The following is a 23924-nucleotide window of genomic DNA, read 5'->3' on the forward strand; positions in this document are numbered from 1 at the left end:
CCGCCGTCGCGCTGGTCGCCATGGCGGCCTCGTCCCTGCTCACCGCCGCGCCCGCGCGTGCCGAGACCTCCGCGGCCGCCGCCCTGCCCAGCGGCTTCGCCACCGTCATGAACGCCGCGAGCGGCAGGTGTCTGGACGCCAAGGCGGCCGGCACCACCAACGGCACCGTCGTGCAGCAGTACACCTGCAACGGCACCACGGCACAGCAGTGGAGCTTCACCGCGACCAGTGACGGCTATGTCCGTATCGGCAACGGCAACAGCACGAGCCAGGTCATGGACGTGACCGACGTGTCCACGGCGGACAGCGCCCCCGTCCAGCTGTGGTCCTACGGCGGCGGCGCCAACCAGCAGTGGCTGCCCGTGGACGACGGCGGCGGCGCCTACCACTTCGTCAACCGCAACAGCGGCAAGTGCCTGGACGATCCCAGCGCCTCGACCGCGGACAGCGTGCAGTTCGTGCAGTACGCCTGCAACGGCACCGCCGCCCAGCGCTTCCAGGTGGTTCCGGTGACGCAGTCCACGAGCAACCCCGACCTGGGCTCGAACGTCGTGGTGTTCGATCCTTCGATGTCGTCCTCGACCATCCAGTCCAAGCTGGACTCCATCTTCCAGCAGCAGCAGACCAACCAGTTCGGCTCGCAGCGCTACGCCGTGCTGTTCAAGCCGGGCGCCTACAGCGCGGACGTCAACGTCGGCTTCTACACCCAGGTCGCGGGTCTCGGCCTGACCCCGGACGCGGTGACGGTCAACGGCGCGGTGCACGCCGAGGCCGACTGGTTCCAGGGCAACGCGACGCAGAACTTCTGGCGCGGTGCGGAGAACCTGTCCGTCAACCCGACCGGCGGCAGCGACCGTTGGGCCGTCTCCCAGGCGGCGGCGTACCGCCGGATGCATCTGCGCGGCAACCTCGCACTGGACGACGGCGGCTGGTCCAGCGGTGGCCTTCTCGCCGACAGCAAGATCGACGGACAGGTCAACTCCGGCACCCAGCAGCAGTGGCTGACCCGAAACTCGCAGCTCGGCAGCTGGACCGGCTCCAACTGGAACATGGTCTTCGCCGGCAGCCAGGGCGTCCCGGCCACCAGCTTCCCCAGCCCGCCGTACACGACGGTCGCGCAGACCCCGGTCAGCCGGGAGAAGCCGTTCCTGTACGTCGACGGCAGCGGCGCCTACCAGGTGTTCGTGCCGTCCCTGCGCTCCAACTCGACCGGCACCAGCTGGGCGAACGGAGCGTCGGGCAGCTCCCTCCCGCTGAGCCAGTTCTACGTCGTGAAGCCGGGCGCCACCGCCGCGCAGATCAACTCCGCGCTGGCAGCGGGCCAGAACCTGCTGGTCACGCCGGGCGTCTACCACCTGGACCAGACGCTGAACGTGAACCGGGCCGACACCGTCGTCCTCGGCCTGGGTCTCGCCACGTTCGTCCCGGACAACGGCATCACCGCCATGAAGGTGGCCGACGTGGACGGCGTCAAGATCGCCGGCCTGCTCTTCGACGCCGGCACGACCAACTCCAGCACCCTGGTGGAGGTCGGCCCGAGCAACTCCTCCGCCTCGCACGCCTCCGACCCGACCTCCCTGCACGACGTGTACTTCCGCATCGGCGGCGCGGGGGTCGGCAAGGCGACCACGAGCCTCGTCGTCAACAGCGACAACGTCATCGGCGACCACATGTGGATCTGGCGCGCCGACCACGGCAGCGGCGTCGGCTGGACCAGCAACACGGCGGACACCGGCCTGGTCGTCAACGGTGACAACGTCACCATGTACGGCCTGTTCGTGGAGCACTTCCAGAAGTACCAGACCATCTGGAACGGCAACGGCGGCCGCACGTACTTCTACCAGAACGAGATGCCGTACGACCCGCCCAACCAGGCGGCCTGGATGAACGGCTCCACCCAGGGCTACGCCGCCTACAAGGTCGCCGACTCCGTCACCAGCCACCAGGTCTTCGGCCTCGGCAGCTACTGCTACTTCAACGTCAACCCGAGCGTGACGGCCGCGCACGCCATCGAGGCCCCGAACAACTCGAACGTCCGCTTCACCAGCATGGTCACCGTCTCCCTCGGCGGCACCGGCACCATCTCCCACGTCGTCAACAACACCGGAGGTCCGTCCAACTCCTCGACCAACGTGGCCAACCTGACCAGCTACCCGTAAACCGGACGGGGCCGGGACAGGATGTCCCGGCCCCACACGGCACACACGCGCCCGGGTCACATCTGCGCAGGAGTGCCACACAGGCTGCACACAGTCGCTCGAGGGCCTCGCTAGCGTTGCTGACCGCACGATTTCCACGTGCGAACGCAATCCAGGTCGCGGCCGAGCGGGCCGACGGCGCAGCCAACCCAGGAAGACCGCAGATGGACTACTGCTCCTCGTGTCGTCGGCATCTCAACGGCGCCCTGGTGTGTCCCGGATGCGGCGCCTACGCGCCGGACATCGCTCCTCCCGTGCCCGTGAGCCCCGCCGGGCGGCCTACGGCGCCGGGCGCGCCGTCGTGGGAGAAGCCGGCCGCCGACGTCGGGTACGACGTCGATGTCCGGGCCACGGCGGCCGCCAGGGCCGCTACGGAGGAGCCCCCGGCCGACGACGTCGAGGGTGTGCCGCCCGCGCCGCAGGGCCGGGCCGCACGGCGACGCCAGCTGGCCCGCTGGAAGAAGAACAAGCGCCGGGCCGCGGTCGCCACCGCTGTCGCGATCGTCGGAGGCGGCCTGACCGTCGCCTCGCTGGACCGTCACTCCGCCGACCGGGCACAGGCGGCCACGGCGCCGGACAACAGCGGCATGGGAGCCGCGGAGGCACCGGCGGTGGAGGACACCCGGACGGCCTCGACGACACCGTCCGGCACCCACCGGTCCCCGCACACCACACCCCCCGCCGAGCCGCCCGCCGCCAATGTCCCGCACCAGCAGTCCGCGTCCGCCCCGGCCCCGAGCGCGCCGCCGCTCACCCGTCCGCACGCCGCCACCGCCGCTCGTCCGGTGACGACCTCGGCTCCGCGGCCGCAAGCCACCTCTCCGGCCGCCGGGGGAACGACCGCCGGCGACACCGGCACGACGGCTCAGCAGCCGTCCACGCCGACGCCCACGACCGGCAGCGGCACGGGCTCGGGCACCTCGCAGGCGAGCCCCGCGCCCGCGTCCACCTCGCCCTCCGAGGTGTGCCTGCTCGTGGTGTGCCTCGGCTGACCATGCCGCCTCGTGGTTCCTGACCCCGGTCGCGCCCGACCGGGGTCAGGCCGCGGCCCGCTGCTTCGCCCGCCCCTGGCCCAGGAAGCGCCGCAGCCGCGTCCGGGGCCAGGTGTTGATCACGTCGTCCTTGGTGAGCCAGCCGCGCTGCGCCGTGCCCACCCCGTAGCGCATGTTCGCCAGGTGGAGGGTGGCGTGGGAGTCGCTGTCGACGGCGAACCTCACCCCGTGCCGCCTGGCTCGCAGGATGTCCTCGTCCCGCAGGTCCAGCCGGTGCGGGTGGGCGTTGATCTCCAGGGCGGTGCCGGTGCGGGCGCAGGCGGCGAACACCTCGTCGAGGTCGGCGTCGACGCCCGGCCGCTTGCCGACGAGACGAGTGGTCGGGTGCCCGATGATGTTGACGTACGGATTCTCGCAGGCCCGTACGATCCGGCGGGTCATCGCCTCGCGTCCCTGGTTGAAGTGCGAGTGGACCGAGGCCACGCACACATCGAAGCCGGCCAGGAACTCCTCGGGCCAGTCCACCCCGCCCTCGGGGTCGATGTTCAGCTCCACTCCGTGCAGCAGCCACATCCCGCCCCGCCGCCCCCGCGCGCCGTACGTGCCGTCGAGCTCGCGTACGCGTTCGCGCTGCGCCAGCATCCGCTCGCCGGTCATGCGCTGCATGGACAGGTTCGGGCCGTGATCGGTGATCGCGAAGTAGGTGTAGCCGCGCTCGGCGGCCGCCGCGACCATGTCCTCCAGCGGGGAGAGGCCGTCGGTGAGGTCGGTGTGCGTGTGCAGGTCGCCCCGGATGTCCGCCTCGCTCACCAGGTCGGGCAGTTCGCCGCGCAGTCCGGCCTCGATCTCGCCGCGGTCCTCGCGCAGCGTCGGCGGGATCCAGGGCAGGCCGAGCCGGGCGTAGACGTCCTCCTCCGTCTCGGAGACGATCTTCTCGCCGCTCTCGGCGTCGAAGAGCCCGTACTCGGAGAGCTTCAGCCCCTGGTGCACGGCCAGTTCCCGGGTCCGGATGTTGTGCGCCTTGGAGCCGGTGAAGTACTGCAGCGCCGCGCCCCAGGAGTCCGGCGGGACGACGCGCAGATCGACGGCGAGGCCCTTGGTGGTGCGGATCGACGTCTTGGTCCCGCCGCTCGCGATCACCTCGGTGACGTACGGCAGCCCGGCGAACGCCCGCATGAGCGGCGCCGAGTCCTCGGCCGCGGCGAGGATGTCGATGTCGCCGATCGTCTCGCGGACGCGCCGCAGCGAACCGGCGTACGCGCAGCGCCGGCAGCCGGTCACCCCGTTCAGCGCGGCGATGATCTCCTCGGCGAGGTCCATCGCGACGTCGAGCAGGACACGGTCCCCGGTCGAGTGCAGCAGCTCTATGCCGTGGAGGATGTTCTCCTCCGTTCTCGGCCCGAAGCCCTTGAGATCGCGCAGCCGCTCGGCGTGGATCGCCTGGGTGAGTTCGTCGACCGAGGCGACGCCCAGCTCCTCGTAGAGCGTCAGCGCCTTCTTCGGGCCGAGGGTGGGAATGGCGGTCAACTCCCGGACACCGGCCGGGATGCGCGCCCGCAACTCGTCCACGGCCGAGACGCTGCCCGTGCGGAAGTACTCGACCACCTTCTCGGCGATCGACTTGCCGACTCCGGGAATCTCCCGGAGGCCCTTGGCGTCCAGGGAGCGGACGTCGGCGTGGTGGCCGCCGATCGCCCGGGCAGCCTTCTCGTAGACACGTGCCTTGAACGCGTCTCCTCCGGTGATCGAGATCAGGTCCGCGTACTCCTGGAGCAGCGCGGCGACCTCGTCGTTGGACCGGGCCACGCCTCCAGGGTAGGCACGGTCGTCCTACCGTGGAGACATGAACGGCGGCACCGTGACGCTGTTTCTGTGCGGCGACGTGATGCTCGGGCGCGGCGTGGACCAGATCCTCCCGCACCCGGGCGATCCGGCCCTGCGGGAGGGATACGTCGGCGACGCCCGCGGCTATGTCCGCAGCGCGGAGGCCGTGAACGGCCCGGTCCCCGCCCCCGTCATCCCCGCCTGGCCCTGGGGCGAGGCGCTCCGGGTGCTGGAGGAGGCGGCCCCGGACGCCAGGATCGTCAATCTGGAGACGTCCGTCACCCGGAGCGACGCGTTCGCTCCGGGCAAGGAGGTCCACTACCGCATGAACCCGGCGAACGTGCCCGCGCTGCTGGTGGCCCGGCCCGATGTCTGCGTCCTGGCCAACAACCACGTGCTGGACTTCGGGCGGACGGGGCTGGCCGAGACCCTGGACGTCCTCTCCGGCGCGGGACTGCGCACGGCGGGCGCCGGACGGAACGTGGCGCAGGCGCGCGCTCCCGTGGCGGTCCCCGTGGGCCGCGGCGGGCGCGTGCTGGTGTTCGCGCTCGGCGCGTCGTGCAGCGGCATCCCGTCCGACTGGGCGGCGGGCCCGGACCGGTCGGGCGTCGCCTTCGTCCCCGCCCTCACCCGGGCCGCGGCCGACGGGGTCGTGGAGCACGTACGCCGGGTCAGGCGCCCGGGAGACATCGTGGTCGTCTCCGTGCACTGGGGCTCGAACTGGGGCTACCGCGTCCCCGACCGGCAGGTCCGCTTCGCCCATGCCCTGGTCGACGGCGGTGTGGACGTGATCCACGGGCACTCCTCGCACCATCCACGCGCCGTCGAGGTGTACCGCGAGAGGCTCGTCCTGCACGGCTGCGGCGACTTCGTCGACGACTACGAAGGAATCTCGGGTTACGAGTCGTTCCGTGACGACCTCCGGCTCGCGTTCCTGGTCTCCGTCGAGGCGGACACGGGGTGCCTGACGGGCCTGCGCATGGTGCCGTTGCGGGCCCGCCGGATGCGGCTGGAGGCCGCTCCGGCCGAGGACCGTGCCTGGCTGCGCACGACGCTGGACCGGATCAGCGAGGGGGTGTCCATCGGTGTGGCGGACGACGGCGCGCTGACGCTGGAACGGCCGGGCCCTTCGCCTCTGGACCGGCGCGCCGGACGGGCGCAGCCTGGGAGGTGAGGGCAGGGGGGTTCGCGCACGGAGGTGATCACGGTGGAAGCGAAGCAGTGGACCGTGCAGATCTACATCACCGAGGAGGGCGACGACACGTCGGCGCGTGCCGTACTGACCACTCGCGACACGTCGACCGTCACCGGCAGGGGCACGGCGCGGCGCAATCCCATCGACCGGCCGATCCCCGAGGTCGGTGACGAACTCGCCGCGAGCCGTGCTCTGGAGGACCTCGCCATCCGGCTGCACGACGTGGCCTCCGACGACATCGTCCAGCTGGCAGGTCCCGTCGAGGCGTGACCCGCCCGCCGCTCGGTCCGGCCGGGGCCGGGGAGACTCGCGGGTCCGGCGGAGGCAGTCCGGCCGCGGCCCCCGGCGGTCAGTCCGGGAGCGGCAGCCGGCCTGTCTCCCCCGGCTGCATGCGGACCGCGCGGTCCGGCAGCCGCAGGTCGATCGGGGCGCGGTCGGACGACGGCACCGCGATCTCCAGCAGACCGCGTTCCCACCGGAGCCGAACGCCCCAGTGGCCCTGGAAACGGAGGGCGAACCCGTACGACGACAGTTCGGGCAGGGGCACCGGATCGAGCCACAGCGCCCCGTCGCGGGTCTCCAGGCCGGTCAGTCCGCGCTGGACGAGGTCCAGGGTGCCCGCCATGGCGCCCAGGTGGATGCCCTCACCCGTGGTGCCGCCCTGCACATCGGCGATGTCGCTCCGCAGGGCCTCCTGGCAGAACGCCCATGCCTCGGCCCGTCGGGCTCGGGCCAGGACCCAGCCGTGGACGAGACCGCTGAGGGTCGATCCGTGGCTGGTGCGGCAGAGGTAGTGGTCGACGGTGCGCTGCCATGTCTCCTCGTCGAGCCGGTGGCCCAACCTGCCGAAGAGGGAGCGGAGTTCGGCGGGTGAGAAGAGGTAGCCGAGCATCAGTACGTCGGCCTGCTTGGACGCCCGGTAGCGGTTGACCGTGTCGCCCTCCGCCTCCAGGATCCGGTCCAGGCGCCGGATGTCGGCGTAGCGCTCGCGGTAGCCGTCCCAGTCGAGCTCGGTGAGGTCGCCGTAGCCCTCGAACTGGCTGATGACCCCGTCGTGGAAGGGCACGTGGAGGGTGCGGGACACGTCCTCCCACTGTTGGAGTTCACCGCCGTCGAGGCCGGTGCGCTCGACGAGTTCGCGTCGGCGCGGCTCGGGCAGGGTCCGCAGCACGTCCAGGGCGCGGGTGAGCACCCAGGCGGCGGTGACATTGGTGTACGCGTTGTCGTCGATGCCGGGCTCCGGCCGGCCGGGGTAGGCGTCGTGGTACTCGTCGGGGCCGACCACGCCCCGGATGCGGTGCCGTCCGAGGTGGTCGTCGTACGTGGCCGAGTCGGCCCAGAAGCGGGCGATCTGCAGCAGCATCTCGGCGCCCTTGGTGTGCAGGAACTCCGCGTCGCCGCTCGCCTCCCAGTACTGCCAGACGTTGTACGCCACCGCCGAGCCGACGTGCCGCTGGAGCCGGGTGTGGTCCGGCAGCCAGCGCCCCGACCGGGGGTTGAGGTGCATTTCCTGGGTCTCCTCGCGTCCGTCGCTGCCGCTCTGCCACGGGTACAGCGCGCCCCGCCGGCCGATCGCGCGGGCCGCGGCACAGGCCCGGTCCAGACGGCGGTGGCGGTAACGGAGCAGGGCGCGGGCGACCTCGGGGAAGTGCAGGTCGAGGTAGGGCAGGACGAACAGCTCGTCCCAGAAGACGTGGCCTCGGTAGGCCTCGCCGTTCAGCCCCCGGGCCGGGACCCCCACGTCCAGGTCGGCCGTGTGCGGGGAGAGGGTCTGGAGCACGTGGAAGAGGTGCAGGCGCAGGACGCGGCCCGCCTCCCCGGGGACTTCGAGTTCGGCCCGCCGCCACAGCTGGTCCCAGGCGATCAGGTGTGTTTCGAGCAGCTCGTCGAAGACGGGCGCGGCACCCACCCGGTCGACGGCGGCGCGCAGCGGGTCGCTGATGGCGGGGTCGCGCGAGGTGTGCAGGGCGACGCACTTGTCGACGGTGACGGGGCGGTCCTGAGGCAGCCGCAGGCGCAGCCGCTGGACGGCGCGCAGGGGTTCGTGCCGGTCCGACAGGGGTGCGCCGGCGGTGATGCGGGCCGCCATGCCGATACGGATGTCCGAGGTGCGGGTACGGCAGCGCAGCCACACCGTGTCCGGCGCGGCGGTACCGGTGTGCACATGGGTCAGATGACGGCCGTCGAGATCCCGGTAGCGCGCCACCCCCGCGTTGGTGACGCCGCCGTCCAGCGCGGCCTCGACGTCCAGCTCGCCGGTGTGGCCCTCGGCCGTGAACTCGGTGCGCAGGGCCGCCAGATGCGGGTCGGCCATGTGCACGATCCTCTGCTGCCGCACGCACAGTGCCCGGCCCTCGCCGAGCGCGTAGCGGGTCCGGCGTTCCAGCAGGCCCGAGTCGAGGTGGAGGACCTGCCGGTGGTCGAGCACGTCGGTGGTGTCCGGCGTGAGCCAGTCCAGCCCGGCGGGCCGGAAGCGGAGCGGCAGCCAGTTCGGGAGGTTGACCATGTCCTCGTTCTCGACCGCGCGGCCCGCCACGTCCGAGGTGAGCCGGTTGTAGCAGCCGGCCGCGTAGGTGCCCGGATAGTGCACGTCGTCCGCGACGCATTCGGGCAGAGCTCCGCGGGTGGCGACGTAACCGTTGCCCAGGGAGCACAGCGACTCCCGCAGGCGCTCGGCAGCGGGCTCGTAGCCGTCGTACTCCCAGGTCCGGCCCGTCGCTGTGCCGGTCCCTCGTCGAGCGGTCGGTGTCATGGTCCTCACCGCCTTGCGTCGGGCTGCGAGCAGCGGAGGTCCGGCGCCGTCCGGTGGGCGCGCACGGACGTGTACGCGCCGGTAAAGCGACCGGTTGGCACCTGTCGCGCGGGCCCGGCACACGAGACAGTGGAGACAGGAGCGGCACCGATCCCCCGCGGTGTCGCTCCGTCCGCGCACGGCCGGCGTGGCTCAGGTGGTCAGGTCCATGCCGTGGCGAGCCAGGTCCACGCCGTAGAGGGTGCGGCCGCCGACCAGCTCCCGGCCGGTGACCAGTTCCGGCTCGATACGAACGAAGACCTCCCGCGGCGCGGGGACCCAGGAACGCGGACCGCCGCGCACCAGCCGCTCGTGCTCCGCGGCATCGGTCACCACGGTGGCCGGACCGGTCACGACCACGCTCCAGCCGGACCGTGCCGCCGCGTCGACCTCCTCGGCCTCGAACGCGACCACCGCCCCGTCGATCGCCCGCACCAGCTCCGAGGCCGCGGACGTACACAGCACCACCGCGGCGTCCCCGTCGAGGCAGAAATTCACGGGAAGCACCGCGGGCAGGGCCTGCCATGTGTGCACGATCCGGCCCACGGGCGCCTTCGCCAGCAGACGCAGGCACTCCTCCCGGCCCAGCTCCCGGAATCCGTCGTTGGGATACATCAGCAGTCCCGTCTCTCGCCTGGTACAGCGGCGGTGCAGGACTCCATCGTCGACGTGCCCGGAACCGGGCACGAGGGCCATCGGTCCCCATCGGACCGGAGAACGACCCGGTACGGGTGTGTCCCGTCACGCCGCGTCGTCCACCGTGCGAACGGCCACTTCGTGCTGCTCCCCGCCGAGGACCACCTTGAGCGCGCCGGTGTCGGAGGCCCGGGAGAAGACGTCGTACGCCTCGGCCATGCGGTCGAGCGGGAAGGTGTGGGTGACCAGCTGTGTGGTAGGCAGGCGTCCGCCTGCCGCCATCCCCAGCAGGGTGGGGGTGGAGTATGTGTCGACCAGCCCGGTGGTGATGGTCACGTTCCTGCTCCACAGGTCTTCGAGGTGCAGGGTCGCGGGCCCGCCGTGCACGCCGATGTTGGCGACGTGCCCGCCCGGCCGCACCATGCGCGTACACAGCTCGAAGCTCTCCGGCAGGCCGACCGCCTCGATGACCACGTCCGCGCCGAGCTCGTCGGTGAGGTCCGCGACCAGTTGCTCGGGAGCCTCCTGGACCTCCGCCACGGCGTCAGCGCCGAACTGCCTGGCCGCATCCAGCCTGGCCGGAGCCAGGTCCACGGCGATGATCCGCTCGGGCGCGAACAGGCGCGCCGTGGCGATCGCCGCGAGGCCGATGGGACCGGCTCCGACGACGGCGACGGTGTCCCCGGGGCTCACGCACCCGTTGAGCACCCCCACCTCGTAGGCGGTGGGGAAGATGTCCGCCAGCAGCACCGCGTCCCTGCTCGCCACGGCGGCGGGCAGCGGGTGGACGGACAGGTCGGCGTAGGGGACGCGCACGTACTCGGCCTGGGCGCCGTCGACGAGGTGCCCGAGGATCCAGCCTCCGCCGCCCCGGCACTGGCCGTACGCCCGCTCCCGGCAGTAGCGGCAGCGTCCGCAGGCACTGATGCAGGACACCAGGACCCGGTCTCCCGGCTGTACGGTCCGTACGTCACCGCCGACCTCGACGATCTCGCCGACCGCCTCGTGCCCCAGCACGGTGCCGGGCTGCACCTCGGGCAGGTCCCCCTTGAGGATGTGCAGGTCCGTCCCGCAGATGGTGACCTCGCCGACCCGTACGATCGCGTCGGTGGGCTCCTTGATCGCGGGGTCGGGGACGTCCTCCCAGGCGGACTCTCCCGGGCCGTGGAATACGAAGCCTTTCATGACGCTCCCACCCTCCTCTCCGATCGGGCGATGCACGGCCAGGAAATCGACCGCTTCACCCCTTGAATCAAGCTTGTCCGGAATCGACGGGTTCCGCTCGCCTTCAAGACAATGGAAGGGGGGTTTCCCGCCGGATGCGGGCGTGAGGAGGTGCCGTATGCGATTCGACGACCGTACGGACGCCGGGCGCCGTCTGGCCCGCCGCCTGGAGTTCCTCCGGGGCGAGGACCCGGTGGTGCTCGGACTGCCCCGGGGCGGGGTCCCGGTGGCGTACGAGGTGGCACGGGCGCTGGACGCGCCGCTGGACGTGCTCGTGGTCCGCAAGCTGGGCGTGCCGTGGCAGCCGGAGCTGGGGTTCGGCGCGATCGGCGAGCAGGGTGTCCGTGTGCTCAACGAGGACGTGATCCGGGAGACCGGGCTGGACTCCGCCGAGCGGGACGCCGTCGAGGAGTCGGAGCGGGCGGAGCTGGAGCGGCGGATACGCCTGTATCGCGCCGGCCGCGCTCCCGTACCCCTGGCCGGACGCACCGTGGTGGTCGTGGACGACGGACTGGCCACCGGCGCGACCGCGGTGGCCGGTTGCCGGGTCGTCCGGGGCCGCGGCGCGGCCCGGACCGTGCTCGCCGTCCCGGTCGGGCCGGAGCGGACGCTGCCGCACCTGCGGACGGTGGCCGACGAGGTCGTGTGTCTGCACACCCCGCCGTACTTCGGCTCCGTCGGCGCCTGGTACCGCGACTTCGCGCAGACCGACGACGACGAGGTCGCCACGCTGCTCGCACGCACCGCGCGTCCCGCGCCGAGCCCTCCCGACCCGCCCCCGCCCAACCGGGAGGTCGAGGTTCCGGCCGGATCGGTGGGCCTGGCCGCGCGCTTCGTGCTGCCGGAGCCGCCCCGGGCCGTGGTGGCGTTCGCGCACGGCAGCGGCAGCGGCCGGCACAGCCCGCGCAACCGGTACGTCGCCGCCGTGCTCAACCGGGCCGGGCTGGGCACGCTGCTGCTCGACCTGCTCACCGAGGACGAGGAACGCGACCGGCGGAACGTGTTCGACATCGTCCTGCTGGCCCGGCGCCTGGAGGCGGCGTCCGTCTGGCTGCGCCGGGAGACCGGTCTGCCCGTGGGGTACTTCGGCGCGAGCACGGGCGCCGGCGCGGCGCTGGAGGCGGCCGCCGACGACTCCGGCATCGGGGCCGTCGTCTCCCGCGGGGGCCGCCCCGACCTGGCCTCCGCTGCCTCGCTGGCCCGCGTGCGGGCACCGACGCTGCTCATCGTCGGCAGCCTCGACACCCAGGTGCTCAGCCTCAACCGGCTCGCCGCCGACCGGCTGCGCTGCGAGCACCAGCTCGCGGTGGTGCCCGGCGCGAGCCACCTCTTCTCCGAGCCGGGCACCCTGCCGGTCGTCGCCGGGCTGGCCCGCGACTGGTTCACCACCCGTCTCACGCCCCCGGAGGCCCACGGCCCACCGCCCGGCCCGAGCTGACCGGCGGTGGCGTTGCCGCCCCAAGTGCCCACGGTTCAAGGCCGTCCGGCCCCTGAGCCCGCACGGCGGCAGGCGGCAGGATGGACCGCGGGAGGACACGCTCCCGCGCGTCGAGAGGCGGACGGCCATGGAACGATCGATCCTTGTCTGCGGCGCCCCCTCGGCGGGCGGCGGGGCCGCGGCCGACTGGGCCGAGGACGAGGCGCGGCTGCGCGGGCTGCCGCTCCGCGTGGACCACGGCGGGCAGCCGGACCTGAACGGGGCCAGGACGGCCGTCATGGCCGTCACGGGCCTGAGCCCCGAGGACGCCGTCGCCGGCCGCATGCCCGGCGCGGCCCTGCCGACGCGCGCCGGCACCTGGACCTGCCCGCTGGTCATGGTCCGGGACGGTCTCGCCCGACCGAGCCGCGGCGGCGGGGTCACGCTCGGCGTCGACGCGCGGGACCCCGCGGACGCCGCGATCGGCTTCGCCTTCGACAGCGCCCGGCTGCGTGGCGTGCGCCTGCACGTGGTGCACGCCTGGGCGCTGCCTTCCTGCGCGGCCGAGTTGCCGTTCGGAGTGCCGGAGGCGGACCGCGCCACCTGGGAGGATCACGAGGTGCAGCTGCTGGCGGACGTCCTGCGGCCGTGGCGCGCGAAGTATCCGGACGTACCGGTGCTGGAGGACGTCGTCCTGTTCGGCCCGTCCCATGCCCTGCTCCACCACGCGGCGGACGCGGCACTGGTCGTGGTGGGACACCGTCCGGGCGCCGAGTGGGGAGACGTCGTGCGGAGCCTGGTACGGGACGGATCGTGCCCGGTCGCCGTCGTACCGTCGTAGGCGAAGCCACGCCCTCGGGTCAGTCGGGCCTGACCAGCGTCCCCGACCTGCCGTGGACGATCTCGTACGCAGCGTCCAGCGCTCCGATCGCGGCCAGTCCCCCGGTGTGTTCGACGAACCGGGCGACCGCCTCGGCCTTGGGTCCCATGCGGTCGTCGGAGAAGCCGTGGCGGCGCAGCTCCGCGGGTGTCGCGTCCAGGAGAGGCCGTCGGCCGGGTGTCCCGTACCCCTCGTAGACGTACGGCACGTCGGTGAGGACGAGCAGGAAGTCCGCCTTGAGGTCCTCGGCGAGCACGGCCGCGGTGAGGTCCTTGTCGACGACGGCCTCGACACCGCACAGCGCGCCCGTGACACGCTCGGCGGTGACGGGGACTCCTCCACCGCCGGCACAGATCACCAGGGCACCGCCGCCGAGCAGATCGTGGATGGTGTCGGTCTCCACGATCCGCTCGGGGGCCGGTGAGGGCACGGCCGACTCCCGGGAGCGGACCCGGCCGACGAACTTCGTGGGCCGGTCGAAGGCGGGATCGTCGGCCCGTACGAGGGTGTGGGTGACGAGAGTGGCGATCCGGCGGCCGGGCAGGGCGTTGTGCAGCGTGCAGGCCAGCAGGGAGCCGATCAGGCCCTGGGTCTGGGCGCCGAGCAGGTGCAGGGGGTACGGGGCGCTGAGCGCGGGGTCGGCCGCGCTCTCCACGGCGAGCAGGCCGATCTGGGGGCCGTTGCCGTGGGTGATGACGAGTTCGTGTTCGTGGGCGAGGGCGGCCAGAGCGGTCGCGACCCGGTCGACGTTCGTCTGCAGGACGGTGGCGTCGGGGCGTTCGCCGCGGTGGAGCAGGGCGTTGCCGCCGAGGGCGACGACGATGCGCATGGCTTCGGTCCTCCAGGGTGCCCCTTCACCCATGGTAGACGGGGACCGCTCAGTGGGCGGGGCCCCGCGCATGCGTCTTGGTCCGGGCCCGACTGCCATCGGACCGGCCCAGATGTCCCCAGACCATAACGATGTTGGACGTCAAGGGACTTGACCGCCCACTGTTGCACTATCTTCACATCATGTCCACGCCACCCGAGCCTTCGCAGCAGCCCGAGCAGCAGCCAGGGGCACCGGCACAGCCCACGGCGTATCCCTACCCCGATCCGCAGTCTCCGAGCCCGGGCGCTCCGGGGAGCTTCCCTCCGCCGGCGCCCCCGCCCATGCCGGGCCCGCAGAACTTGTACGGTCAGCCCACCCTGGTGGGCCGGCCCCAGCCGGGCAATCCGTACGTCGCGCAGGGGCCGTACGGCCCGGTGGCCGCCCCGCAGGCGGGCGGTGGTGGTCGCGGTGCCGGACGAGCGGTGCTGTGGGCCGTCGTCGGCGCGCTGGCCGCGTCGGCCGCGTGGGCGGCGGGCGTCTTCGTGATCGGCGGCAGGGACGCGGCGGAACTGCGCGGCTACACCGCCCCGTCGAACCTCTGCTCCGACGCCGACTACTCGTCCTTCAAGGACGAGTACCCGCAGGAGGACGGCTCCCCGAGCCACAACTCCCTCAAGGACGGTGCCCTCGACGAGAGTTACTGCAGCATCGGTCTGAAGAAGACCGGTTCGAGCTACGCGGACGCGTACCTCACCATCCAGGTGGACCTGCACAAGAAGACCGACCCCGGGCCCGAGTTCACGGCCACGTGGAAGAACTACCGCAAGAGCCACTCGGGTTACGACGTGGAGACCGTGCGGGACATCGGCGACGAGGCCTACCTGGTCACCCAGGACACCACCAGCGGCTCCTCCGGCAGCTCCGCGACCGGCTCCCGCTACGCCACGCTGGCCGTGCGGGACGGCTGGATGACCTACACCATGAGCTACAGCGCCTACCTCTCCACGTACGACCAGGACAAGAACCCGCCACAGCTCGACGAGGTGTCCGACTGGCTGAGGGCGGACACGAAGGCCACGCTGGACCAGCTCGACGACTGACGGACGTCAGGACGTCAGTAACCGCTCCCGAGGGTCTGGGTCGTGTAGGCGCATTCCGTGTAGATGTAGCCGGAGCGGAGCTTGGCGGTGTCCGAGGCGGGCGTCGCGGTGCTGTCGCCCTGCGGCTTGTGCAGGAAGTACGTGGTACCGGTCGGCAGACTGATCGTTCGCTGCGGGTAGTGCTTGCCGCTGTCGCTGCAGGGCTTGAATCCGATCAGCACCGAACTGGCGAAGGAATAGGCCTTGCAGCTGCCGCACGCCTTGAGCTTGAAGCTGCCGGTGACCGGGCCTGTGTAGTAGACCGTGATGGGGTCGGGGCTGTCGTTCTTGACCGTGACGGAGATGCTGCCGCCGGAGGCGGTGGTGGGCAGCCGCTTGCCGGCGGCCGGGATCGTCTGGGCGACCTCGGCGGCGATGGATATCTTCTTGGCGCGGTCCCGGTTCTTGTCGTGCTTGTTGCCGGCGACGAACTCGTCCATCGTCTTCTGCGCCGCGTCGAAGTCGCCGTCCTTGTACTGGTCGACCCCGCAGGCGTACTCCCCCGAATCGGCGCTCCGGTCAGCCCGGTCGGCGGTCTTCTTCAGGCCGTCGGCCGCGTCGCCCGCGCTCCCCGAGAGGTCGGTTATCCGGGTGTTCAGGCCGCGCAACTTCTCGACGGCCGCGCAGGGGTCGGCACCGCGCAGGCCCTTCTCGGTCCTGGCGACCGTGGAGTCGACGGCGGGCGCGACCTTCGTCGACTGCTCGGACCGGGGGAAAGTGCTCAGCAGTTCACCGAAGTTCGTGACCCAGTCCGCTTCACCGGCCGACAGGCTGCCCGATCCGCACTCGTACAGCGAGGTGGCCAGCCGGTCGTCGGGCCACCGTGTCAGCGCGCCGAGTTCCTCCCTCGGCATGGTGCGGGGCACCGTGCGCAGATACTTCAGCGGCTCGATCGCGTCGCAGTAGTCCTTGTGACCGTAGGCGGCGCCGACCGTCCTGTAGTAGGACTTCATGCTGTCGGTGACACGGTCTGCCGCGCGGGAGCCGGAGTGGTGGGTCGCGAGGTCCTCGTAGACGTCCAGGGCCGTGCGGTAGTCGGACTTCGCGGACTCGAACGACCGCCGGCCGCCCTCCGCCACCAGCTGGTCGGCCTTTTCGAGGCGGTCGAGGAGCTGGCGCTCGACGGCTTCGTCGCGGGCGTGGTCGTACAGCACCGTGCCGCCGACCGGTACGGCGAGGAGAAGCACTCCCAGCAGGAACGCGAGGGGCGGTCTGCCGGGCCAGGTCAATCCGGTGCGCAGTCCGGCGACCGCGCCGTGGACGGCTGCCAGCACCAGGAACAGGACGTAGAGCACGATCGCGGGCGTGGGGACACCGTCGGCGTCCGCGGGCAGGGCGACGAAGAGCAGTACGGCCGTCGCCACCCAGCACACGGCCATCAGGAGCCATCGGCGCACGAGCGCGTACCCCAGGCCGAGGCCGCTCAGGTTGAGCAGGGCGACCGCGGCCGCCCGCAGGCCGTTCGGCGGCGCGGGCGGCGGACTCGACGGCATGGGCGGCGGACTCGGCGGCATGGGCGGCACGGCAAATCCACCATTGGGACCGTACAGACCACCGGACATGATGGCTCCCCCCGTCAACATGGCCCACATGTCTGTGATTTGGCAGTGTACGGCCAATAGTCCGATCTGGACAGAGGTGTCGGCCGCGGTGTTCGCCGTCTTCGCGTGTCAGCCGCCCAGTGCCGCCAGGACCACCGCCTTGGCCTCCTCCTGCACCTGGGCGAGATGGCCGCGCCCGAGGAACGACTCGGCGTAGATCTTGTAGACGTCCTCGGTACCCGAAGGACGCGCCGCGAACCAGGCGTTGGCGGTGGTCACCTTGATGCCGCCGATCGGGGCGCCGTTGCCCGGAGCCTCGGTGAGGACGGCGGTGACCCCTTCGCCCGCCAGGGTCCGCGCGGTGACCTGTGCCGGGGAGAGCTTCGCGAGGAGGGCCTTCTCCTCTCGGGAGGCCGGTGCGTCGACGCGCGCGTACGCGGGTTCGCCGAAGCGGGCGGTGAGTCCGGCGTAGTGCTCGGACGGCGTCCGGTCGGTGACGGCCGTGATCTCCGACGCGAGGAGGGCCAGGAGGATGCCGTCCTTGTCCGTCGTCCACACCGAGCCGTCCCGCCGCAGGAACGACGCGCCGGCCGACTCCTCACCGCCGAACCCGAGCGATCCGTCGAGCAGTCCGTCCACGAACCACTTGAATCCCACGGGCACTTCGACCAGTTCACGGCGGAGGTCGGCGGCGACGCGGTCGATCATGGAGGACGACACCAGGGTCTTGCCGATCCCCGTGCCGGAGGGCCACTGATCGCGGTGGCCGTAGAGGTAGGAGATGGCTACGGCGAGATAGTGGTTCGGGTTCATGAGACCCGCGTCCGGCGTGACGATGCCGTGGCGGTCGGCGTCGGCGTCGTTGCCCGTGGCGATGCGGAAGCGGTCGCGCTGCTCGATGAGCGCGGCCATCGCGTACGGCGACGAGCAGTCCATCCGGATCCGGCCGTCCCAGTCCAGCGTCATGAACCGCCAGGTCGGGTCGGTGTACGGGTTGACCACCGTCAGGTCGATCCCGTGCTGTTCGGCGATACGGCCCCAGTAGGCGACGGAGGCCCCGCCCAGCGGGTCGGCGCCGATCCGCACACCGGCCGTCCGGATAGCGTCGATGTCCAGCACGCTCGGCAGGTCGGAGACATACGTGCCCAGGAAGTCGTACCGCTGGGTCGTGGGTGCGGCGAGCGCGCGCGCGTACGTGATCCGCCGTACGTCCTTGAGTCCGCCGGCGATGATCTGGTTGGCCCGGTCCTGGATCCAGGAGGTCGCCTCGGAGGCGGCCGGGCCGCCGCTCGGCGGGTTGTACTTGAAGCCGCCGTCGGCGGGCGGGTTGTGGGACGGGGTGACCACGACACCGTCCGCGAGGCCCGTGCTGCGGCCCCGGTTGTGCGTGAGGATGGCGTGCGAGACCGCCGGTGTGGGGGTGTAGCCGTCCTCGCTGTCGATGAGCACGGTCACGTCGTTGGCGGCGAACACCTCCAGGGCGGTGACCTTCGCGGGTTCCGACAGCGCATGGGTGTCGGCTCCCAGGAAGAGGGGCCCGTCGACGCCCTGGCTGTCGCGGTACTCGCAGATGGCCTGGCTGGTGGCGGCGATGTGGTCCTCGTTGAACGCGCTCGCCAGCGACGATCCGCGGTGTCCTGAGGTACCGAACGCCACCCGCTGCGCCGGCTCGCCCGGGTCGGGGCGCAGTGCGTAGTACGCCGTGACCAGCCGGGCCACGTCGACAAGGTCCTCGGGACCGGCCGGCTTGCCCGCTCGCTCGTGCGGCATGGGTCCGTTCCTCCGCATCGGTTGATCCATCGATCGACGTCTCATCATTCCCCTTCACGGCCCGGGAACGCGAGTACGCCGCTCGCGGCATGCTCGCCGTCGCCGTCGAGGGCGTCGGGATCCTTCAACGCGACGCGGGTGGGAGGGCGGAGTCGGTGGATCCCGGTGGCGGCGAGCCGTCGTCCCCCCTGCCGCCGGGTGTCGAGCCGCGGACCGCGAGGAGTGCGGCGCCGAGGTCCGCGGCCGTGCGCGGGTCGGACAGGGCGCGACCGGTCAGCTCCTCGACGCGGCGCAGCCGGTAGCGGACGGTGTTGGGGTGCACGAAGAGGCTGCGGGCCGCATCACCGGCGGAGCCGGCCGCGGCGAACCAGTGCTCCAGCGTCTCCAGCAGGCGGGCCCGTTCCGGGGCCGGGAGATCGAGGACGGGTTTGAGGGTGACCGTGACCAGGTGAGCCGCTTCCGCCGGGGCGGCCGCGACGAGCATGGCCAAGGGGTTGTCGTCGAAGCGCGCGACACCGGGACCGGTGCCGGGAAGGCTGGCCAGGGCCAGCCGGGCGAAGCGCAGGGCCTGTGGGGTGTCGCGCAGCGAGTGGAAGCCGGGGCTGATGCCCACGCGGGCATGGGCGCGGCGCAGGATGCGCAGACCGGTGTTCTCCGCCGTCGGCGTGGTCAGGGCGACCAGGCCGATCTGCTGGTCGGGCAACAGCCGCCAGGCGGAGGGGAGGTGCGCCTGGCGCAGCGCGGTCTCGATGCCGGCCAGCGGTTCCGTGCCGGGTGCCGCGGACTCGGCGGCGACCACGGCGTAGGGTCCCCGCTCGGGCATGCCCAGCTCACGGGCCGCCTCCCACAGGGTGGTGCGGTCGGCGATGGCGCCGGTGAAGAGCGCCTCCACCAGTGCGGAGCGCCGGGCCTCGCGTTGCAGGGACAGTTCGGCGGAGGTCTCCCGATGGGCCTCCGCCACGGCCTCGGCGTAGAGGCCGAAGAGCGACCAGATCTCGGCGGAGCCGGCCACCAGCTCGGCGTCCGAGACCTCCGGATGGGTACGTGCCTCCTTGAGGATCTCCGACCACAGGAACTCGAAGCCGATCCGGTAGGCGTGCAAGGTGTCGGCGAGCGGCATGCCGTGCTCGGCGCGGATGCGGCCGGTGTCGCGGGCGGGGCCGGGGTCCTGGGGGGCGGCGCGGTGGAAGTGCCTCAGCACCAGGTCGGCGTTGGCCGTGCACGAACGGCGCAGTGAGTCGAAGGGGATGAGCGACTCGTCGCGGTAGGCCTTGACGTCCGAGCGGATGCGCGCCGCCAGCCGCTCGCCCAGTTCCGAACGCCGTGCGTGGATCGCCGCGGCCACACCCGAGAGGTCCATCGACGCAGTGTAACGCCCTGTTTTTGTTCCCAGGAACAACGCGGGGACCTGGAAGCTGTCGCCCCTCCCATAGGTCGTCGACGTCGGCGGCAGCACCATGTCGTGAACGTGAACGGCGGATTTCGACGGCGACATTCGTGGAGGCGGGGCATGCCCAATCTGGCGGAGTTCTTGGTGGAGACGGCGGCGCGGCAGCCGGAGCGTCCCGCGCTGCGTCTGGGCACGCAGGTCGCCACGTATGCCGAGCTGGACGAGCGCAGCGCCCGCGCCGCGGCACTGCTGCGGGCCGAGGGCGTGCGGCCCGGCGACCGGGTGGCCCTGATGCTGCCGAACGTCCCCGAGTTCGTCGTGCTGTACTACGGCGCGCTGCGCGCCGGGGCGATCGTCGTGCCGATGAACCCGCTGCTGAAGACGCGGGAGACCGAGTACCACCTGAACGACTCCGGGGCGGCCCTGCTGTTCGAGTGGCACCAGGCGCCCGGCGAGGGCGCTCAGGGGGCGGCCGCCGCCGGGGTGCGGCACATCGCGGTGGAGCCCTCCGCCTTCGCCGGCCTGCTGGCCGGTCATGAGCCGCTGGCCGAGGTGACGGAGACGGCCGGTGACGACGTGGCCGTGCTGCTGTACACCTCCGGCACGACGGGACGCCCCAAGGGCGCCTCGCTCACCCACGCCAGCCTGCGGCACAACACCGAGGTCAACGCCGTCCACGTGCAGCGCATGACCTCCGAGGACGTGGTGGTGGGCTGTCTGCCGCTGTTCCACATCTTCGGCCAGATCTGCACGATGAGCGTGGCGGTCCGCAGCGGGGCCTCGCTCACCCTGATCCCGCGTTTCGACCCGCAGACCGTGCTGGACGCCATCGCCCGCGACCGGGCCACGGTCTTCGAGGGTGTGCCGACGATGTACGCGGCGCTGCTGCACCATCCGGCGGAGGCGGACGTGTCGACGCTGCGGATGTGCGTCTCCGGCGGAGCCTCGCTCCCCGTGGAGGTGCTGCACGGGTTCGAGAAGCGCTTCGGCTGCATGGTGCTCGAGGGCTTCGGCATGTCGGAGACGAGCCCGGTGGTCTCCTTCAACCACCCCGACCGGCCGCGCAAGCCCGGGTCGGTCGGCACCCCGATCCGGGATGTGGAGGTCCGGCTGCTGGACGAGAAGGGCCAGGACGTGGGCCCCGGCGAGGTCGGTGAACTGGCCGTGCGCGGTCCCAACCTGATGAAGGGTTACTGGAACCTGCCCGAGGAGACCGCGGCCGCGATCCCGGACGGCTGGCTCCGGAGCGGCGACCTGGCCCGGCGGGACGAGGACGGCTACCTGTACATCGTCGACCGCAAGAAGGACATGATCATCCGCGGTGGCTACAACGTCTACCCGCGTGAGATCGAGGAGGTGCTGCACGAGCACCCGGCCGTCGCGCTGGCGGCCGTGCTGGGCGTGCCGCACGAGCACCTCGGCGAGGAGGTCGCGGCCGCGGTGGTCCTGCGCCAGGGCGCCGAGGCCACGCCCGAGCAGCTACGGGAGTTCGTCAAGGACCGGGTCGCGGCCTACAAGTATCCGCGCGCGGTCTGGCTCGTGGACGCCCTGCCGACGGGACCCAGCGGCAAGATCCTCAAGCGGGAGATCAGCGCGCCCGCGGGGTGAGGGCCGCGCCGAAGCCCGGACGGAACCCCCGCCGCCGGTCCGTCGGGACGGGGGTTCCCGGCGAACTCGGGGGCCCGCCGGCCGGAGCCGTTCACCGCGCTCCGCTCCTGCCCCGCCCCTCGTCGTCGTCCGTCGGCGCACGGCCGGGCGGGGCATCGCCCGCGGTGAGATGTTCGAGGACCTCGGCCAGTTCCTGACAGGCCTGCTCCACGGACAGCCTGATGTTGCGCTGCTCGGCGATCACGGCCGACAGCAGCAGTGCGGTCAGCGCCATCGAGCCGTTGAAGGCCTGCAGCTTGATCATCACCTCGACGGGGGTCAGCCGCTCGAACGGTCCGTTGTGGTCCGTCGCCGCGACCGTGGCCAGGACGCACGCGAGGAGGGCGCACGGCATGCTGCCCGCGAGCCGGAAGCGCAGCGCCGCCCAGATGAGGAGCGGGTAGACGAGGAACAGCAGGCTGACGCTGCTGCGCGTGGCAAGGGGTACGAGGCCGCCGGCGACAAGAGTCAAGGCCAGGGCCTCCTTCCACCGCGACAGCCCCGGAGGCCCGCGGACCGTATACAGCATCAGCAGGATCGGGGTGACGATCAGGACGCCCATCGCGTCACCCACCCACCACGCGAGCCAGACGTACCCGACACTGTGCACGGCGAGCTTGCCCACCAGGACGAGGGAGGTGACGCCGACGGTCGCGCTGAGCAGCATGGCGGTCAGCGCTGCGAGGAACACGAGCGCGAGGCCGTCCCGCAGGCGGCTGAGGTCGGTCCGGAAGCCGACCCGGCGCAGCATGAGGTACGCGCACAGGGGCGCGAGGGTGCTGCCGGCGGTGGTGCCGATCGCGTCGGGGCCGAGCGGGCCGACGGTCGCGGTGACGAGGAAGGCGCCGAGCGCGATGCCTGGCCAGGAGCCGGGCCCGAGGATCAGGAAACAGGCGACCGCGAAGCCGGTGGGCGGCCAGATGGGGCTCACCACGGCTTCCTCGACGGCGAGATGGCGCAGGAGTCCGAGCCGCCCTGCCGCGAAGTAGCAGGCGGCGACGGCCAGCGCCTGGAGGGCGCGGACGGCCGCTCGGCGCAGATCCGGGGTACCCGCCACAGCAGCCATCAGACACCGGTGCCGCGCCAACGGCGAGGCGAGGGACCTGGCGGCCGACCCTGGGGCCTGTCCGGCGGATCAGGTCGGCTCCCGGCAACGGCACCTCATCGGCGCGGCTGAGCGGGGTCATGGGGGTCCCCCTGTTCGGGCGAAGCCGAGAACTCGGGGGAGACGGCAACCGACGACGACGCCGCAGACCGGCGTGCCAGCCCCCGCGACGCCGGCTTGATCCGCCGGACAGACCCTAGGGCCTGTCCGGCGGATCAAGTCGCAGGAAAGCAGCGGCGCCTCATCAACCCAGGTGAGCGGGGCCTGGTGCGTCCAGCTGCAAGGCGGAGGAGGGCGTCGACGCGGTGGGGGTCCCCCCGCGCGAGCGCAGCCGAGCGTGGGGGAGTCGGCAACCGACGACAACGCCGCAGATGGGCGTGCCAGGCCCCGCGTCTGCGGCATGATCCGCCGGACAGACCCTAGGGCTCGAGGTCGGGCCCGTCGTGGCCCACGACCAGCACGGCCGCGTCGTCCTCGTGTCCCACGAGGCCGGCGCCCTTGATCACGGCGGCGGCGAGCGACTCCGCGCCCAGGCCCGCGACAGCCGCGATGCCGGCCAGCCGCACCACATGGTCGAGCCCGTCGTCGATGCTCAGCGAGGGCCCCTCCACGACACCGTCGGTGAGGAGGATGACGACCCCGCCCGTGGTGAGGCGGAACCGCGTCACCGGGTATTCCATCCCCTTCTGGATACCGAGAGGCGGTCCCCCTTCGTCCTCGGCCAGGCCGGACTTTCCGTCCGCCGTGGCCCAGACGAAGGGTATGTGGCCGGCCCGTGCGCTCTCCAGCACTCCGGTGGACGGGTCGAGGCGCACAAAGGTGCAGGTGGCGAAGAGGTCACTGCCGAGGGACAGGAGCAGGTCGTTGGTGCGGGTGAGGAGCTCGCCCGGCTCGCTCGTGACGGAGGCGAGGGCACGCAGCCCCACCCGGACCTGGCCCATCAAGGCGGCTGCCTCGATGTTGTGGCCCTGGACGTCCCCGATGGACAGCCCGATACGGCCGTCGGGCATGGCGAAGGCGTCGTACCAGTCGCCGCCCACGTTCAGGCCGTAACAGGCGGGCGCGTACTGGACGGCCAGGTGGCATCGGGGGGCCTCGGGCAGATCCCGGGGCAGCATCCCGCGCTGCAGGGCGATGGCCAGCTCGACCTGGGAGCGCTGGAGCTCCGCACGCTCGCGCGCCTGTGCGGTGAGCGACCGGAGTCTGACCAGCAGCTCGTCTCCGTCGTCCGTCGACCGCTTGCGGGGCATCGATCACTCCGGCGAGGCAGTAGCCCTTTCTACATAAACCCCTAGATTTTATCTTTATGTGCCCATAACGAGCGGCCGCACCGGGGCAGCCCGCCCCGACAGTTAAACGAACAC

The 23924-nt window shown here is 72.0% G+C and carries 18 protein-coding genes; 8 read left to right on the forward strand and 10 right to left on the reverse strand.

Annotation, left to right across the window (positions count from 1 at the left end):
• Positions 1-20: 20 nt before the first annotated feature.
• Together ACIPSA_RS38330 and ACIPSA_RS38335 are read left to right on the forward strand one after the other, a co-directional pair.
• Entirely contained in the window at positions 21-2159 is a 2139-nt protein-coding gene (locus ACIPSA_RS38330; protein WP_402643833.1) for an RICIN domain-containing protein, read from the forward strand.
• 203 nt (positions 2160-2362) lie between these two features.
• Complete coding sequence (locus tag ACIPSA_RS38335; RefSeq protein ID WP_402643444.1) at positions 2363-3190, forward strand: hypothetical protein; 828 nt, start codon at positions 2363-2365, stop codon at positions 3188-3190.
• A gap of 45 nt (positions 3191-3235) precedes the next feature.
• Here ACIPSA_RS38335 and polX read toward each other — a convergent pair whose 3' ends face one another.
• A complete protein-coding gene (gene polX, locus ACIPSA_RS38340) occupies positions 3236-4996 on the reverse strand; it encodes a DNA polymerase/3'-5' exonuclease PolX (RefSeq protein ID WP_402643447.1) in 1761 nt (586 codons plus the stop codon).
• Positions 4997-5033: 37 nt separating this feature from the next.
• Between polX and ACIPSA_RS38345 the strand changes: the two genes are divergently transcribed.
• Positions 5034-6188: a CapA family protein gene (locus tag ACIPSA_RS38345; protein WP_402643449.1), complete on the forward strand. Its 1155-nt coding sequence runs from the start codon at positions 5034-5036 to the stop codon at positions 6186-6188.
• Between the two features lie 24 nt (positions 6189-6212).
• Positions 6213-6479 (forward strand): DUF1876 domain-containing protein, encoded by a 267-nt coding sequence (locus tag ACIPSA_RS38350; RefSeq protein WP_402643452.1) that lies wholly within the window; start codon positions 6213-6215, stop codon positions 6477-6479.
• Positions 6480-6558: 79 nt separating this feature from the next.
• Here ACIPSA_RS38350 and ACIPSA_RS38355 read toward each other — a convergent pair whose 3' ends face one another.
• The 3 genes from ACIPSA_RS38355 to ACIPSA_RS38365 form a co-directional block, all read right to left on the reverse strand.
• Positions 6559-8961, reverse strand: a complete 2403-nt coding sequence (locus ACIPSA_RS38355; RefSeq protein ID WP_402643455.1) for a glycoside hydrolase family 65 protein — start codon at positions 8959-8961, stop codon at positions 6559-6561.
• Between the two features lie 192 nt (positions 8962-9153).
• Positions 9154-9615 carry a pyridoxamine 5'-phosphate oxidase family protein gene (locus ACIPSA_RS38360; RefSeq protein WP_402643457.1) on the reverse strand — a complete coding sequence of 154 codons (462 nt, stop codon included), beginning with the start codon at positions 9613-9615 and terminating at the stop codon, positions 9154-9156.
• Between the two features lie 126 nt (positions 9616-9741).
• Positions 9742-10821: a zinc-dependent alcohol dehydrogenase family protein gene (locus ACIPSA_RS38365; protein WP_402643460.1), complete on the reverse strand. Its 1080-nt coding sequence runs from the start codon at positions 10819-10821 to the stop codon at positions 9742-9744.
• A 157-nt stretch (positions 10822-10978) separates the two neighbouring features.
• Here ACIPSA_RS38365 and ACIPSA_RS38370 point away from each other — a divergent pair, with 157 nt between their 5' ends.
• On the forward strand, positions 10979-12298 hold the full coding sequence (locus ACIPSA_RS38370; RefSeq protein ID WP_402643462.1) for a phosphoribosyltransferase family protein: 1320 nt from the start codon (positions 10979-10981) through the stop codon (positions 12296-12298).
• Positions 12299-12425: 127 nt separating this feature from the next.
• Positions 12426-13118, forward strand: a complete 693-nt coding sequence (locus tag ACIPSA_RS38375; RefSeq protein ID WP_402643465.1) for a universal stress protein — start codon at positions 12426-12428, stop codon at positions 13116-13118.
• Positions 13119-13137: 19 nt separating this feature from the next.
• Here ACIPSA_RS38375 and ACIPSA_RS38380 read toward each other — a convergent pair whose 3' ends face one another.
• On the reverse strand, positions 13138-13986 hold the full coding sequence (locus ACIPSA_RS38380; RefSeq protein WP_402643467.1) for a carbamate kinase: 849 nt from the start codon (positions 13984-13986) through the stop codon (positions 13138-13140).
• 182 nt (positions 13987-14168) lie between these two features.
• On the opposite strand from ACIPSA_RS38380, the gene ACIPSA_RS38385 reads away from it, so the two are divergent.
• Positions 14169-15068, forward strand: a complete 900-nt coding sequence (locus tag ACIPSA_RS38385; RefSeq protein WP_402643469.1) for a hypothetical protein — start codon at positions 14169-14171, stop codon at positions 15066-15068.
• 14 nt (positions 15069-15082) lie between these two features.
• Here ACIPSA_RS38385 and ACIPSA_RS38390 read toward each other — a convergent pair whose 3' ends face one another.
• From ACIPSA_RS38390 to ACIPSA_RS38400, 3 genes are all read right to left on the reverse strand, one after another.
• On the reverse strand, positions 15083-16621 hold the full coding sequence (locus ACIPSA_RS38390) for a hypothetical protein (protein WP_402643472.1): 1539 nt from the start codon (positions 16619-16621) through the stop codon (positions 15083-15085).
• Positions 16622-16777: 156 nt separating this feature from the next.
• A complete protein-coding gene (gene pgm, locus ACIPSA_RS38395; protein ID WP_402643475.1) occupies positions 16778-18418 on the reverse strand; it encodes a phosphoglucomutase (alpha-D-glucose-1,6-bisphosphate-dependent) in 1641 nt (546 codons plus the stop codon).
• 124 nt (positions 18419-18542) lie between these two features.
• Positions 18543-19778: a PucR family transcriptional regulator gene (locus ACIPSA_RS38400; RefSeq protein ID WP_402643478.1), complete on the reverse strand. Its 1236-nt coding sequence runs from the start codon at positions 19776-19778 to the stop codon at positions 18543-18545.
• 150 nt (positions 19779-19928) lie between these two features.
• Between ACIPSA_RS38400 and ACIPSA_RS38405 the strand changes: the two genes are divergently transcribed.
• Positions 19929-21416, forward strand: a complete 1488-nt coding sequence (locus ACIPSA_RS38405) for a long-chain fatty acid--CoA ligase (protein ID WP_402643480.1) — start codon at positions 19929-19931, stop codon at positions 21414-21416.
• Positions 21417-21507: 91 nt separating this feature from the next.
• Here ACIPSA_RS38405 and ACIPSA_RS38410 read toward each other — a convergent pair whose 3' ends face one another.
• Together ACIPSA_RS38410 and ACIPSA_RS38415 are read right to left on the reverse strand one after the other, a co-directional pair.
• Positions 21508-22521 (reverse strand): MASE1 domain-containing protein, encoded by a 1014-nt coding sequence (locus tag ACIPSA_RS38410; protein WP_402643483.1) that lies wholly within the window; start codon positions 22519-22521, stop codon positions 21508-21510.
• A gap of 458 nt (positions 22522-22979) precedes the next feature.
• Complete coding sequence (locus ACIPSA_RS38415; RefSeq protein WP_402643486.1) at positions 22980-23810, reverse strand: PP2C family protein-serine/threonine phosphatase; 831 nt, start codon at positions 23808-23810, stop codon at positions 22980-22982.
• Positions 23811-23924 lie beyond the last annotated feature (114 nt).

The sequence above is a fragment of the Streptomyces sp. NPDC086549 genome, from assembly GCF_044746205.1.
Lineage (GTDB): Bacteria > Actinomycetota > Actinomycetes > Streptomycetales > Streptomycetaceae > Streptomyces.